The 15,317-nt window shown below is 40.1% G+C and carries 11 protein-coding genes; 4 read left to right on the plus strand and 7 right to left on the minus strand.

Translation table 11 applies throughout. From position 1 onward, the window contains the following. Positions 1–171: 171 nt before the first annotated feature. The gene (locus tag Q1K78_RS04225) at positions 172–1,071 is read right to left on the minus strand and encodes a LysR family transcriptional regulator (protein WP_300174760.1); all 900 of its coding nucleotides are present in this window, start codon (positions 1,069–1,071) and stop codon (positions 172–174) included. A gap of 135 nt (positions 1,072–1,206) precedes the next feature. Here Q1K78_RS04225 and Q1K78_RS04230 point away from each other — a divergent pair, with 135 nt between their 5' ends. Both Q1K78_RS04230 and Q1K78_RS04235 read left to right on the plus strand, forming a co-directional pair. Continuing rightward, a complete protein-coding gene (locus tag Q1K78_RS04230) occupies positions 1,207–2,463 on the plus strand; it encodes an adenylosuccinate synthetase (RefSeq protein ID WP_300174762.1) in 1,257 nt (418 codons plus the stop codon). Positions 2,464–2,836: 373 nt separating this feature from the next. After that, positions 2,837–3,451 carry a fumarylacetoacetate hydrolase family protein gene (locus Q1K78_RS04235; protein ID WP_300174764.1) on the plus strand — a complete coding sequence of 205 codons (615 nt, stop codon included), beginning with the start codon at positions 2,837–2,839 and terminating at the stop codon, positions 3,449–3,451. A 59-nt stretch (positions 3,452–3,510) separates the two neighbouring features. Here Q1K78_RS04235 and Q1K78_RS04240 read toward each other — a convergent pair whose 3' ends face one another. Beyond that, complete coding sequence (locus tag Q1K78_RS04240; protein ID WP_300174766.1) at positions 3,511–5,184, minus strand: glycoside hydrolase family 19 protein; 1,674 nt, start codon at positions 5,182–5,184, stop codon at positions 3,511–3,513. A 344-nt stretch (positions 5,185–5,528) separates the two neighbouring features. Between Q1K78_RS04240 and Q1K78_RS04245 the strand changes: the two genes are divergently transcribed. Then, positions 5,529–6,167 carry a LysE family translocator gene (locus tag Q1K78_RS04245; RefSeq protein ID WP_300174768.1) on the plus strand — a complete coding sequence of 213 codons (639 nt, stop codon included), beginning with the start codon at positions 5,529–5,531 and terminating at the stop codon, positions 6,165–6,167. 69 nt (positions 6,168–6,236) lie between these two features. On the opposite strand, the gene Q1K78_RS04250 is transcribed toward Q1K78_RS04245, so the two are convergent. After that, positions 6,237–7,940: a phospho-sugar mutase gene (locus tag Q1K78_RS04250; RefSeq protein ID WP_300174770.1), complete on the minus strand. Its 1,704-nt coding sequence runs from the start codon at positions 7,938–7,940 to the stop codon at positions 6,237–6,239. 246 nt (positions 7,941–8,186) lie between these two features. Between Q1K78_RS04250 and Q1K78_RS04255 the strand changes: the two genes are divergently transcribed. Then, complete coding sequence (locus Q1K78_RS04255; RefSeq protein WP_300174773.1) at positions 8,187–9,182, plus strand: 2-hydroxyacid dehydrogenase; 996 nt, start codon at positions 8,187–8,189, stop codon at positions 9,180–9,182. Between the two features lie 58 nt (positions 9,183–9,240). Here the strand turns inward: Q1K78_RS04255 and Q1K78_RS04260 are convergent, their stop codons facing one another. From Q1K78_RS04260 to topA, 4 genes are all read right to left on the minus strand, one after another. Beyond that, positions 9,241–9,714: a response regulator gene (locus Q1K78_RS04260; protein ID WP_060990674.1), complete on the minus strand. Its 474-nt coding sequence runs from the start codon at positions 9,712–9,714 to the stop codon at positions 9,241–9,243. Beyond that, positions 9,701–11,041 carry an ATP-binding protein gene (locus tag Q1K78_RS04265; RefSeq protein WP_300174778.1) on the minus strand — a complete coding sequence of 447 codons (1,341 nt, stop codon included), beginning with the start codon at positions 11,039–11,041 and terminating at the stop codon, positions 9,701–9,703. The genes Q1K78_RS04260 and Q1K78_RS04265 overlap by 14 nt, the downstream gene beginning before the upstream one ends. A gap of 3 nt (positions 11,042–11,044) precedes the next feature. Next, positions 11,045–12,463, minus strand: coding sequence for an SLC13 family permease (locus Q1K78_RS04270; RefSeq protein ID WP_300174893.1), 1,419 nt, complete (start codon positions 12,461–12,463; stop codon positions 11,045–11,047). Positions 12,464–12,661: 198 nt separating this feature from the next. Further along, on the minus strand, positions 12,662–15,301 hold the full coding sequence (gene topA, locus Q1K78_RS04275; RefSeq protein WP_300174780.1) for a type I DNA topoisomerase: 2,640 nt from the start codon (positions 15,299–15,301) through the stop codon (positions 12,662–12,664). Between the last annotated feature and the right edge of the window lie 16 nt (positions 15,302–15,317).

Raw genomic sequence — 15,317 nt, forward strand, 5'->3', positions numbered from 1 at the left:
TTGAACAAACAATTAAGAATATAAACTGTCAAATTTATTAGATTCGGCCGTAAATAAATAAGTAATTACAATAGTGTCAATTAGTTACTTGTTGGTATTTAGTTGTATTTTTAGGCCTTTTAGTTATGAATGTCAATGCTATTTGTTGCATTTTATAAGGCATGTACGTCGCTAAGTTAACGACTTCTGTGAACGAATTATCTCGTCATCTACCCATTTAAGCAGTTGTTTAATCGCCTTAGATAGCACCTGATTTTGTCTAACAATGTAACCTAAGCTGGTCGTAGGAAACTTAGGCAATGGAGTTACTGCTGCCTTAATATTTCGCTTTGCATGGATAGAAAATTCAGGAACTATGGCTACACCAAACCCAGCTTCAGCCCAATCAATCTGAGCATCGACACTGCCCACTTCCATGATGCGGTACTTAGGCAAATTCAAGGATGGTAACGCCAAATCAAGTAAATCTCGTGTTCGTGTATCATGGCCTAGTAATATGAGCGTAGGTTCACCATCTAAAACAATAGTAGGATCAAAATTCGCTTGCTGCCACTTTTCAAGATGATTCCCCAATGCACACCACTTTATTTGCTGAAGTTCAGTAAAATGAAGCGGTTGACTCTCTTTTTGAGCAATAACAAATCCCAGATCTGCCTCTGCACTTTTCACTAATTCTGACGCTTGTGATGACGTTGTATTGAGTAGTGAAAAATCGATCCCTGGAAACTCTTGTTTAAATAATTGAAAAGGTCCGATCAATAATAAGCGAGAAATAATATCGCTCGCCGCAATCGTCAATGTTCCACGGCTTAAATCATTAATGGCGTTGAGATCCGCTTGGCACACTTGCAGTTCCATTAATGTATTTTGACTGGTTTTTAATAATCGAACGCCTGCTTCAGTTAGATGAAATGGGGTTCTTTCAATCAACTTTACTCGAGTCGCACTTTCTAACTGTTTGATATGTAAACTTACATTAGGTTGCGTCATGTGAAGAACTACGGCTGTTTTACCAAAATGTTTTAACTCTGCCAATGTTACAAATGTTTTAAGCCAATGAAGATCAAGCATTCCTATACCCTTTTTTTGAATAGATTTCACGCAATATGTTATATGAATTTCTTATCAAGTCGATAATTATAATTAATTTCTCATATTGCATTATTAGGATTAGCATAGCGTCTTAATCATTTAGGAGTTTGTATTATGCCGTCTATTGTTGTTGTTGGTGCTAATTGGGGCGATGAAGGTAAAGGCCGTATCGTTGATTTTCTTGCTGCTGACGCGTCTGCAAGCATTCGTTTTCAAGGTGGTAATAACGCCGGTCATACCGTGGTAAATGACTTCGGTACATTTAAACTACACCAACTTCCAAGCGGTATTTTTAACCCAGATTGTACAGCGATTCTTGGCCCTGGCATGGTAATTAGCCCTGCGGCATTAAGCGAAGAAATCGCAGAAGTAAAAGCGGCTGGTATTACGGTAAAAATGCACATTTCTGACCGTGCTACGCTTTGTCTTCCTCTTCATGCTCTTGAAGATACATTAGAAGAATTACGTTTAGGCGACGGCGCTTACGGTTCAACTCGCCAAGGTATTGCTCCTGCGTACGGTGACCGTGTAATGAAAAAAGGCATCCTTGTTGGTTGGTTAACACAACCTGAAGTATTGCTTGAGCGTATTCAATTCATGCTTGATTGGAAAATGCCACAACTGAAAGCACTATACCCAACGTGCGATTTCAGCCAAACGGCTGAAGAAATGACGGAATGGTTACTAGAAGTGAGCGCACCTTGGCGCGAATTCATCTGTAACGTGACTGAACCTCTAAAAGTAATGCAAAAGAACGATGCAAATTTATTGTTTGAAGCACAGTTAGGCGCTGGGCGTGACTTAGTTTATGGTGAATACCCATGGACGACTTCTTCAAACGTAACCGCAGCTTATGCTGGTATCGGCAGTGGTCTACCTGCTTTACGTCCTGAGCGTATTATTGCGGTTGCTAAATCATTCAGCTCATCTGTTGGTACGGGTACTTTAGTAACAGCAATGGAAGAGCAAGATAACTTCCGTGAAGCGGCTAACGAATATGGCGCAGTAACAGGTCGCCCACGTGATATGGGTTATTTTGATGCAGTCGCAACACGCAACGGTATTGAGCTACAAGCAGCGACTGAAATAGCATTAACAAAAATTGACTGCTTAAGTGGCATGGCGGATCTTAAAATCTGTACGTCTTACGCTGGCGAACACACTGAGAACCCAATTTGGCCTCAAACCGCTGCATTAAGCCCTGTATATGAAAACATGGAAGCATGGCAAGAAGATATCACAGGTTGTCGTACTTTTGAAAGCCTACCAAAAGCGGCTCAAGCATATGTATTACGTATTGAAGAGCTGATGGGTGTACGAGTAAGCATGGTTTCTGTTGGTCCTGAGCGTGAACAAATGATCATCCGTTAATCTGAATATCATTATATACGGCCACCTCAATGGCTGATGTGTAGAATCAAAAATTAAAACCGCACTACCCTATTTTGTGAGAATTTTAGGTGGTGCGGTTTTTTGATCAAACTGTCGCTTTTATTCAATCTTCCTTTTTTACTTTTGCCTACAATCCCTACCAAGAAATAATTCAAAATAATAAACAGATAAATGATGGTCTAACTGATTTATCTCATTAACAGCACAACAGATCACCATAATTATTTATATGATCCGATTCGTAGTTGAGCTAGAGATCTGATTTTTGACTAAAAACTCAACAGAGTTCGATTGAAAAAAGAGGAGTTCAGGTACACTCTGCATTGCATATTTAAAAACCAAGGATAGGAAAATGAATTCGGTTCGCTTTGGAGAAAAATTAATTACTCCATCTAAATTATTATGTATTGGCCGTAATTACGTTGCCCATATTAATGAGTTAAATAATACGATCCCTGAACAAATGGTGGTGTTTAATAAACCAAATTCATGCATCAATTCAACCCTATCTTCTTTCCATCAAGAGCGTTTACATTATGAAGTAGAGATCTGTTTTTTGATTGAAAAAGAACAGCTATCTGCCGTTGCAATAGGTTTTGATTTAACCAAACGAGATTTACAATCTGAGCTAAAAAGCAAAGGACTTCCTTGGGAGCGAGCAAAGGCATTTGATGGCTCAGCTGTGTTCAGCCGCTTTATTCCTCTTGATGACATCGATATTAATAAACTACAAATCGAGCTATTTATAAACAGTATAAGAGTTCAGTGTGGTCACGTTAACCAAATGATCTATTCGCCAACCACTATTCTTTTAGATTTAAAATCTTACACACAACTTTGCGATGGCGACATCGTCATGACAGGTACACCACAAGGCGTTGGCGAAATTCACATGGGGGATATTTTTCTTAGCCGTTTAAAATCAAATGGAAATACATTAATAGAAGCAGAATGGGTTGCAAGGTAATAAAAAGACAAAAAAAATCCTCAGCAAACTCACTGAGGATTTTCATTTATTCGTTAAATTTATTCTACATCATTAATGATGTTCACTTCAAAGTTCGCCTGAACACATTTTGTGTAGTCACGAGATTTAAATGCTGAATGTGGTGTCTGATAACCCACTAATTGACAAGCGTATGCTTTGCCATCAGGAGTTGCACTTGACCAACTCCAATCTTGTTCCCAATAGATATTAACTGCACCCGCTCCCGCTGCATCAAATTGTTTCATACCTTTACAGCCAAGAATTTCATCGTCAGCCACTTGCACACCCAAGTAGTTAGCAAATTCTTTATAATATTTAATACGATTTAAAGACTGTGCAATTTCAACTGTGCCACCACACTCAACACCACCATTGATGATTTGAGTAGTAACACCAAAGCCTGGAACTAATCCATTATTAAGATCCGCTTGGTTTGGCTGCCATGTACCATCAATAACATGTAGCATGCTTGGTTTTGGCGGCTGTGGGTATACAAAAAAGAATACCGCTGACGCTAAGTTTAACCATGTATCTGCCACCATCTCTGGCTTATCTAATAACGTACGTACTGTTCCAAACATCGCATCAGAGAATGGGCCATAGTTATAGTTATAACTTAACTGTTTTGCACCACGACCAAAATAAGATTTAAATTCATCATTTTCAAATTGACCACATGGCCATGTTTGACCTTGCCATACGTTAGGATTACATTCACCGTTATAACCGCCACGCATCTCCTCATCCCAACCCATTTCACGAACATGAACTAAGCCTTGACGCCACTCAGCCACTTCCCAGTGTGCTGTATGACCACCTGTTTCTTGTGTAAAGTGAGCAAACATAGTAGCTAATGACTTCTTACAAATCGCGTCTGAATCACGACCATCTTCATACGTTGCACAAAATGCAGGAAATTTGCCTATCGCCTGCAAGAAATGACGGTATGTATATTCTGGGGCACGTTTAGGGAACAAGAACTGCCACGTTTGTTCAGATACAATACCTTCAATACGCTTTACGTTTGCAGGATTTGATTCAGCACCAGGTATAATACGCTCAACCGCGTCATTACCTAATGTTGCTATTGCCGCTTTAACATCATTCATTGTATCGAAATCCGTTAATACCGCTTCTTTTGCATCCAATTGAGATTGCTTAATCGTGTAACCATCACCCTCTGTTGGTGGTATTTCTGGTTCTACCGGTGGTATCTCTGGCTCTACCGGTGGTAAAATATCACCTTCTTTAATTTTTTCCCATGCATCCACCCACGCTGTACCGGTACCTGGAGCATAAGCCCATGCAGCACCTGAACACCATGCTTCTGTTATGCCTATTTTACAACGATATAAATCGTTTTCATTTTGAACAACATCACCACCTTTATATTTTTCGCCATCTTTATATTGAGGGTAATCACCTTCAGGCAATTCTGGCTCAGGTTCAGGCTGTTCGGGATCAACCACTGGTGGCGGAGGTGTTACACCATCACCTTCTGAAATCAACGCCCAAGGAGTATCCCATGGATTTGCAGCAATATCCGCAGGTGTTTGACCTGGGTTTGCCCACCATTTTGCTTCATAGATATCACCATTAAAAGAAACTTGGCTACCTGCTTGATAACTTTGTTCTTTATTGTATAAATCAGCCGCATTTACATACGTTGAACTGGCTAGCATCACTGCGATACAAAGAGTGCTTAATTTCATGTGGATAAACCTTTTCTCAAACAGGGTTGATAATTGACTGGCGAAATATAGTAGATAAATGCACACAGTATCAACAAAAAGACACTGCAAACTTTAATATATGTGATATTACTTCAGTTATTTTACACCCAACTGTGATATCGAAATCATTACTCCGTATTTAGTAAGAACAAAGATATAAATACAACATTTAATTCTCTGATTTTATAGTGAAAAAAATTCATCACTGACGCATAACTAGCCCTGCTTTCATCAAATTATATTCCCAATCATTTTAAGTAGTAGAAATGCCCTACTCACTACTATAAAATCCGCCACCTAATTTAACTAATCAATATGTACTAATGATTGATATTTCTATTCTTCCTGTTTATTTAACCGCCGTGATCGCACTGCTTCTTATCCCTGGGCCAGATATGCTCCTCATTACTTCCTCGAGCATGAGTTATGGTAAAAAAGTAGGGGTATTTGCCAGCTTAGGTAATGCGACCTCTGGTATTATTTTAACCTTGCTTGCTGCTTTAGGCGTATCTGCATTGATTGCTATGAGCCCTATTGCCTTAAAAGCATTACATCTAGTTGGTGGCGCTTACTTATTAAAGATGGGTTTGGATTGTATTCGTGCAGAAGCTGATGAAGCGCCTGAATTAGAGCAAGGCTCAACCATGGCGACTACATTTTACCAGCGCGCTTTAGTGAGTAACTTATTAAATCCAAAAGCCTTAGTATTCTTTGTGATGTTTCTGCCGCAATTTGTCTCTACGAATATTGCTGCGACTTCAGGAGAGCAAATGCTGGTTCTGGGGTTATTGCTGAATGTTCTGGGGTTAGTGTTTAATCTAATCCTAGTTGCTTTAGTCGGTACGCTTGGTAAATCATTAATTAACAATGTGAAATTCAGAACCTATCAACATAAGTTTATGGGCGGGATATTTATTGTTCTTGCACTATGGATGTTGAGTTCTTTTGCAATGTCGTTTTAATTTCACTTTAGAATACAAATGAAAACGGTGAGCCTCATAGCTCACCGTTTTTATATTTACGCCTAAATATTATAAACTTTTTTGATGCTCGCTAATCAATCGAGTCATTGCTGCATTTGCTTTTATTTGAGTCTCCGCATAATCATCAGTTGGAGCGACCTCTGTTACCATCTCATAATAACATTTCAGTTTTGGCTCAGTTCCTGAAGGACGAACAATAATACGAGACTCATCTTCTAGATGATAAATCAGCACATCACTCGCAGGCAGATCAATTGACTCTGTTGAACCATCAGATAAGTAACGTAATGATGCTTTCAAATCTTCAGTCACACTAATGTTAACACCAGCAATTTGCTTGGGTGGATTTGCTCTTAATTTATCCCCCATTGGTGGAGAGTTAGGATCTAGTGCAATGCTTTGTTGCGCATTTACATATAAACCATTAGTGCGATAAATCAACTCTAACTCATCCCAAACACTCTTGCCTTGGGTTGAAAGCTCTGCCGCTAATTGAGCAAAGGCAACTAAAGCAGATAACCCATCTTTATCCCACACTTCACTACCAACGGTATAACCAAGCGCTTCTTCATAAGCAAAAAGAAATTGTTTCTCATCACTCTGTTTTTGCATTGCAACGTTAGTCAGCCACTTAAAACCAGTCAGCGTCTGAAAATACTCTGCCCCTTTTGCTTCTGCAATTTTCTTTAACAAACGAGAAGACACAATCGTATTACCGACTAACTGCTTAGTGGCATCCGTGTGTTTCAATAAATAATGTCCAAACAAGATACCGACTTGATCTCCTGTTAGCATTTGGTAACTACCATCTACTTTTCTCGCAGCAAGTGCAAAGCGATCCGCATCGGGATCATTGGCACACGCCAGCTCAGCCTGTATTGAATCAGCTAGTGCAATCACCATATCCATCGCGCCTTTCTCTTCTGGATTAGGGAAATTTACCGTTGGAAAAGTCCCATCAGGCTCTCTTTGCTCTGCGACACTAACAACATGGTTAAACCCAGCGTCACGTAATAAAGTTTCGGCCATATCAGCACCCACGCCATGCATAGCAGTATAAGCAATTGAAATGGCTGATGGGTTAGTATGATTTGAAAGTAATGGATTACTGTTCATCGCATTACGATAGCTTTGATAGTAATCATCATTCAGCCACACCAATAACCCTTTAGCTTCGGCATCACCAAGCGACATCAATGGGATTGGCTTAGTCGCCGCAATCTCTATTTCATTGGCAATACCGGAATCGTGCGGTGGAATAATTTGCGCCCCATTTTCCCAATACACTTTAAAGCCATTGTATTCTGGTGGATTATGACTTGCAGTAACCACCACTGCGCCTGCTGCATTAAATTTCTTTATGCCATAAGCAACAATTGGAGTCGCTGCTACTTTGGTTGTTAAAAAGACTTTAATGCCAAGTGCAGTTAGAACGCTAGCGGTATCATGAGCAAATTGTTGAGAGTCTGTACGACCATCATAACCAATCACAACCCCTCTTTGGCTTGCATCTGTAATGTGTTCAATTAAGTAATGACCTAACCCTGTTGCTGTCTCTTGGATCACGAGTCGATTCATTCGGTTCGGTCCAGCACCTACCATGCCACGCAACCCTGCAGTACCAAATTGCAGACGAGAAGAAAAACGGTCTTCTAATTCAGAGATATTATTACTATCAACAATGTATTGAAGTTCTTCACGTGTTTTTGGATCTGGATCTCTCGCTAGCCATTCTGTTATTTGCTGCATCATAATGAAAACCTCTTTACTGAATATGCCATAATTCTAAATGATATTTATTATCAATTACATGAGCGCAATCGCTAAACTCAATGTAAAATTAAATATGAACAAATTATAGCTCTAATACATAACTATCTTTACTCAGATAATACAAAAAACAACTATCTCTCATTTTTCACTTATTTTTACATTAATAAGTGATAGAGTAGAAACAGAGTAAAATTAATATAACCTATTTATTTGTAAGGATATTATATGAAAATTGCAATGTTCAGCACTAAATCTTATGATGAATCTTCTTTTAGCCGAAGTAATGAGAAATATCAGTTTGAGTGCCAGTATTTCAACTTTCAACTCACAGAAAGTACAGCACCTATTGCCAATGGTGCTGATGTTATCTGTGCTTTTGTCAATGATGACTTATCTGCACCAGTACTAGCTAAACTGGCTTCTCAAGGCACCAAATTAATCGCAATGCGTTGCGCAGGTTTTGATCGTGTTGACCTTGAGGCGGCCAAAGAATTGGGACTGCAAGTTGTTCGTGTTCCTGCTTATTCACCAGAAGCTATTGCCGAACATGCCGTTGGAATGATGATGTGTCTTAACCGCCGTTTTCATAAAGCATACCAACGCACTCGTGATGCAAATTTCTCTTTAGAGGGCTTAACTGGCTTTAACTTCTTTGGAAAAACGGTTGGAGTTATTGGTTCAGGTAAAATTGGCCTTGCAACGATGCGAATTCTGAAAGGATTAGGGATGGATATCCTCTGTTATGACCCATATCCAAACCAAGTTGCTATTGATTTAGGGGTTAAATACACGACCTTAGATGATATTTTTACCCACTCAGATGTGATCACATTACACTGCCCACTAACTCCAGAAAATACACATTTATTAGATACTGACTCATTTGAAAAAATGAAAGATGGTGTGATGATCATCAATACAAGCCGTGGTGGTTTACTTAATTCAGCCAATGCGATTGAAGCATTAAAATCAGGAAAAATAGGCGCGCTTGGGTTGGATGTTTATGATCACGAGAAAGAATTGTTCTTCCAAGATAAATCAAACGATATTATTACGGATGATGTATTCCGTCGTTTATCTGCTTGCCATAATGTTCTCTTTACTGGACATCAAGCATTCTTAACAAACGAAGCCTTAGAGAATATTGCGGGCACTACATTGGGAAGCATTGACTCTTTCATTAACGGTAATGTGTCTGGTAATGAATTAATTCAGGCGTAATTATGATAACTCCCTCATATAAAACAGTGCATGAGGGAGTTATAGTAAAAATACCAGATTATCGTAGTCGGTTTAATACTACTTGCTGATCAAGGTGTTCTTGATAATCGGTATATTCAAGTCCTTTATCAAATACAAACTCGGTCACTAAACGAGTGACTAATGCTCTTAATTCGTCTGCGTTCCATGGTTTTTCAATATAACTTTCAATACGTGCTCGATTTATGGCAATAATGGTATCTTGATGAGTTGCTTGCCCTGTTAGCAATACCTTCTTGGTTCTTAAAAAACGGTAGTCGTGAGACACATCGGTTAATAACTCCACACCACTTTTACCCGGCATCACATGATCAGACAACACTAACGCAATGTACCCACCTTCACTGTCCAATTCATCCATTAAATCGAGAGCTTCATCTGCCGACTCACATTCTTCAATGTTGATCCATGACTTTAGTGGTGCGAGATCTTGCAAAACGGCACTCAGCACTTCCCTTTGATCGTCTACACAAATCAGATTAAGCTTTTCCATGACCGTCCTCCACTGGCAATTTAATTCTAAAAATAGTTTTTTCTTGATTGCTTTTTACTGCAATTGAGCCACCGTAGCCACTCAAGATCCGTTTCACGATAGCTAACCCTAACCCCAAGCCAAAAGAGAGTCCGCCTTTTTTGGTCGTAAAGTTAGGTTGAAATATTTTACGTCTTGTCGCTTCATCAATTTCGGGGCCATTATTAGCAATAGTGACTAGGACAAAACGGTTTGATACTCTGGTAGAGATCTCAATCTCTGGTTCTTGTACTTTCTCCATGGCATCACTGGCATTTTTGATAATGTTAGCCCATATCTGCACAAGCTCTGTTGCTGAGGCTTTCACCATTGGCATAGCTGCAGGACTTAAATGCACAGAGACACGGCGTAAATCACTTTGCAGTAGTACTAAGGCTTTATTGATACTGTCATTCACATCTAAGATTTCATCGGTATCAATGTCTGTTCGACCTAGCTGTTTGACAGAACGAACAATGCCAACAGAATGTCTTGCAGCCAAACGCATGTCATGTAGATCTCGACCTATGTTCCAATACCTTACCGCTTGTTCTGGACTTTTAAGCCAAAATTGAGAAAGCTCACCTTCTGGAACAGCTCTAGCTAATTCTCGTGCGGTATCTCTATCAATACCGTAGTTCACTTCAAGCTCTCGCCCTCGCTTTCTTACTTCAGAAGAGCTGATGTTTTGCCCGTGGATTAACCCTTGATCGACAAAGCTACTCGCTTCTGGGTGTATCTCTTCAAGTAACTCTAAAATAATAGATTGAAGTCGCTCTGTTTTACTGCTCAAGACACCTACTGCATTATTGAGTTCATGGGCAATTCCCGCTGCCAGCTGCCCCAACGTTGTCATTTGCTCTGCTGAATACAACTTTTGCAATGCTTTCTCTTTTTCAATAGATTCATGCATTGCTCTGCGTTGCCTACGAGAAAGTTCATTAACAATAATAGGCGTAAATTGAGCAGTTAAAGGGCCATAGCGCTCTAACTCAATTGCGGTTGTTGTAGAATCAATCCAACTCAATTCACTTTCGGTTTTACTCACCACCGTTGACGAGGCAATTAGGGTTTCAGAAAAAAAACTGTGTACCCCAATAAAAGCGCCTTCAGAAGCGCTGAATACCTTAACTTGATTCTCACCATTCTCTTCTAGATAAAACCCTTCTAGCTCTCCAGAACAGACGTAATAGAGACGATCATTATCAGCACCTTGCTCTAAAATCGTTTCTCCGGCGGGAATAACGACTCTTCGCTCAGGTTGACTAAAATAGGCATCAATCAAACGTTGTAATTTTTCTTGATTCATAAGCTATCCAATGTGGCCAACAGAATGAAGTATCCATACCATAACAAAGCTTAATAGCACCCCAACAACACCTAATATCACACCTGTTTTTGCCATTTGGCTGCTTTCTACATTCCCTGTTGCGTGTGCTAATGCATTCGGTGGCGTACTGATAGGTAATGACATACCTAAAGAAGCAGCAAACGTTACGATTAAGATAAGCGTTAACTCTCCGCCAAGTGGTGTCAGTGACGTCATTGATGTACCTAACGCCGCCATAATTGGCATTAATAAGTTAGCGGTTGCGGTATGAGACATGAAGTTTGCCATGATTAAACATAAGAAAGCCGCACCAAATAAAACCACATAAGGAGAATAAGCATCAAATGGAATGCTATGAACCACTAACTTAGCCAAGCCTGTTTTATCTAAAGCTAAACCAAGTGCAATACCACCCGATACTAACCATAGAACATCCCACGAAATTTTCTTAAGATCTTCTTTGTTAATGATCCCTGTAATAGAGAAAATAGCGACGGGAATAAGAGCAACTGTATATGAGTTCATGCCGTGACTTGATCCCATAAGCCATAATAAGATCGTACCTGCAAACGTAATATAAACCGTGATCGCTTTTGGTGTTTTTAAGAACTTACCTTTAATGTCTAAGTTCATTGATGTTTGCTTGGCTGGATATAGATAAACAATTAAGAACCAAGCCAGTGCCATCATAATAATCACAAATGGCACCCCAAAGACCATCCATTCACCGAAAGTAATTAAATTATCACCCACTAAGTATTTCAGCGCTATCGCATTAGGTGGTGTTCCAATAGGAGTACCAATACCACCAATATTCGCTGCAATTGGAATACACAATGCAAAAGCAATACGACCTGGATCTTTAGGTCCAAATACGGCGATTACTGGCGTTAAGATAGATAGCATCATCGCTGTTGTCGCAGTATTAGACATGAACATCGAAAAGATGCCAGTAATCAACATCAAACCAAGCATAACGAATTTTGGATCTGTTCCAAATGGCTTCAACAATACTCTAGCTAAGTTAACATCTAAACGGTATTTCGTAGCTGCCATTGCAAGAAAGAATCCACCTAAAAACAACATGATAATTGGGCTAGCAAACGTGGCCATGATGTCGGTGTAATTAAGAAGCTCACCAAAATGGGCAGCATCTTGATTCATCTTAAATAAGAATAAACCTTTGTCTGACACCATAAGTAACTCTAAGACAATAATAACAACCGAGGTAGCGTAAATAGGAATAGGTTCGAATACCCAACATAGTGCGGCTAATAAAAAGACAGCGATGACACGTTGCTGAATGATCGTCATACCTTCAAAAGGAAAAGCTGACAAAGGCATCAAAAGAATGATGAGTGGGATAATTGTTGGGATTAAATACTTCATGTATTGACGCATAACGCTACCGACTTCCATAGAACAATAAAGGGTAATAACGATAATTATCTCCTTAACCATTCGTTCGGTATAACGTCCTAGATCAATCATTATTTCGAAATAATAATAAATATGAAATTTTGTGACAGCGGTATCATAAAAAAAGAGCTGCATTTCTGCAGCCCTCTTCTGTTTAGCTTGAGATTAATGTCTTAAAAATTAAGACTCTTTCTCTGCCTTTGGCTTTTTACGTTTATCGGTAACAGCCCATTTTCCATCAAGATATAACCCCGTCCAACCAGATGGCTTACCATCAGTTTCAGTACGAACGTAATTTTCTTTAGTCTTACGACTAAAACGAATTACGGCTGGTTTACCGTCTGGATCATGTGTTGGTGCTTCCGTTAAGTATAAGAACTTAGGTGATAGGCGATCTTTAAAGCGAACTAACTCTTCCACTAATGGCGCTCGTGTTTCACGCGATTTAGGGAACGTACTTGCCGCTAAGAATAACCCTGATGCACCATCACGTAATACAAAGTACGCGTCAGATTTTTCACATTCCAATTCAGGAAGATGAACAGGATCTTCTTTTGGTGGTGCAACATCGCCATTTCTTAGGATCTTACGTGTGTTTTTACAGGTCTCACTCGTACAATCCATGTATTTACCAAAGCGACCGTTCTTAAGCTCCATATCTGAACCACATTTGTCACACTCGACAATTGGACCATCATAGCCTTTAAGTTGGAATTCACCTTTCTCTACAATGTAACCATCACAGTTCGGGTTATTACCACAAACGTGTAGCTTACGATCTTGGTCTATCAGGTAAGGGTCCATTGCTGTTTCACACTTAGGACAACGTTTCTTCGCACGTAATGCGGCGGTTTCTACGTCTTCTTCAAGAACATTAATAATGCCCTCTTCATTACCTAAGTTAATGGTTTTCTTACAGCGTTCTTTTGGTGGCAGTGCGTAACCTGAACAACCTAGGAATACCCCAGTTGATGCAGTACGAATACCCATATTACGGTCACACGTCGGACATTTAATATCAGTCTCTACGATATTATTTGGTGACATACCGCCTTCTGATTCATCAAGCTCAGCTTTTGCTATATCGTCAGTAAAGTCTTGGAAGAATGCATTTAGCACTTCTTTCCAATCTTTGCTGCCTTCAGCAATTTTATCCAAGTTGCCTTCCATGCGAGCAGTAAAATCGTAATCCATCAAATCATCAAACGATTGATTTAGACGATCAGTGACAATTTCGCCCATTTTTTCTGCATAGAAACGACGGCTTTCAACACGAACATAACCACGGTCTTGAATCGTTGAGATGATTGATGCGTAAGTCGATGGACGACCAATGCCTTTCTTTTCAAGTTCTTTAACCAATGCTGCTTCGCTGAAACGCGCTGGTGGTTTAGTAAAGTGTTGCTTTGGATCAAGCTGTTCTAGTTTTAGCTTATCGCCAAGTTGAACGGCAGGAAGCAGTTGATCTTCGTTTTTACCCATTGGACGTTGCACTCGAGTCCAACCATCAAACTTAAGGATACGACCTTTCGCTTTTAGGGTGAATTCATCGGCTTTAACGCTCAATGTGGTTGAATCGTATTGTGCTGGCGTCATTTGACACGCCACAAATTGATTCCAAATTAGGTTGTAAAGTTTATGAGCGTCCGCTTCCATACCTTGTAGGTCGTCAACTTTCACTTCTACGCTCGAAGGACGAATCGCTTCGTGAGCTTCTTGTGCGCCTTCTTTGCTTCCATAAATAATTGGCGCGGCTGGTAAATAGCTGTCGCCATACTCAGAACCAATAAACTCACGTAGCGTCTCTACAGCTTCTTTACTTAAGTTAGTTGAGTCAGTACGCATATAAGTGATGTAACCGCCCTCATAGAGGCGCTGAGCTAGCATCATGGTCTTTTTCACACCGTAACCTAAGCGAGTACTTGCCGCTTGTTGCAATGTTGACGTAATAAATGGTGCAGATGGCTTACTTTTCGTAGGACGGTCTTCACGCTTACAGACTTCGTATTCAGCTTTCTCAAGAATGCTTACCGCTGATTCTGTATCAGCTTGGTTCAGAGGCTTAAATACTGAACCATTACGCTGTGCCACTTGCAAACGGAAGTTTTCTTTACCCGCTGTCAGTGTATCCGCATGGATATCCCAGAACTCTTCAGGAATGAATGCGTTGATTTCACGTTCACGTTCCACCAATACTTTCACGGCAACGGATTGAACACGACCAGCAGACAAACCACGTGCGACTTTCTTCCACAACAGCGGAGAAGCCATGAAGCCAACCACACGGTCTAAGAAACGACGTGCTTGTTGAGCATTAACACCAGGCATGCTTAGTTCACCCGGAGTTTCAAACGCTTGTTGAATCGCATTTTTTGTAATTTCGTTAAAAACTACTCGTTTATAGCGTGAATCATCACCACCGATGATCTCGCGAAGGTGCCACGCAATAGCTTCCCCTTCACGGTCTAAATCGGTTGCGAGATAGATAATATCTGCGTCTTCAGCCAGTTTTTGTAATTCTGCTACGACTTTTTCTTTGCCAGGAAGAATTTGGTAATTTGCCTCCCAATCATTATATGGGTCGATCCCCATTTTATTGATCAGATTCTTCTTGTCTCTTTCTTTCTTAATGCGTGCTTTATCTTCAACACTCATACCTTTGGTTGACGCTGCCGCCGTTTTCTTTCCGGTGCTTGTCGAACCCATAGGCAAATCACGTACGTGACCTACACTGGATTTTACGATGAAGTCCTTGCCAAGGTATTTATTAATTGTTTTTGCTTTGGCTGGTGACTCCACGATAACTAGAGATTTACCCATAATGTCTCACTAACGT

The sequence above is a fragment of the uncultured Aliivibrio sp. genome, assembly GCF_946479765.1.
GTDB lineage: Bacteria > Pseudomonadota > Gammaproteobacteria > Enterobacterales > Vibrionaceae > Aliivibrio.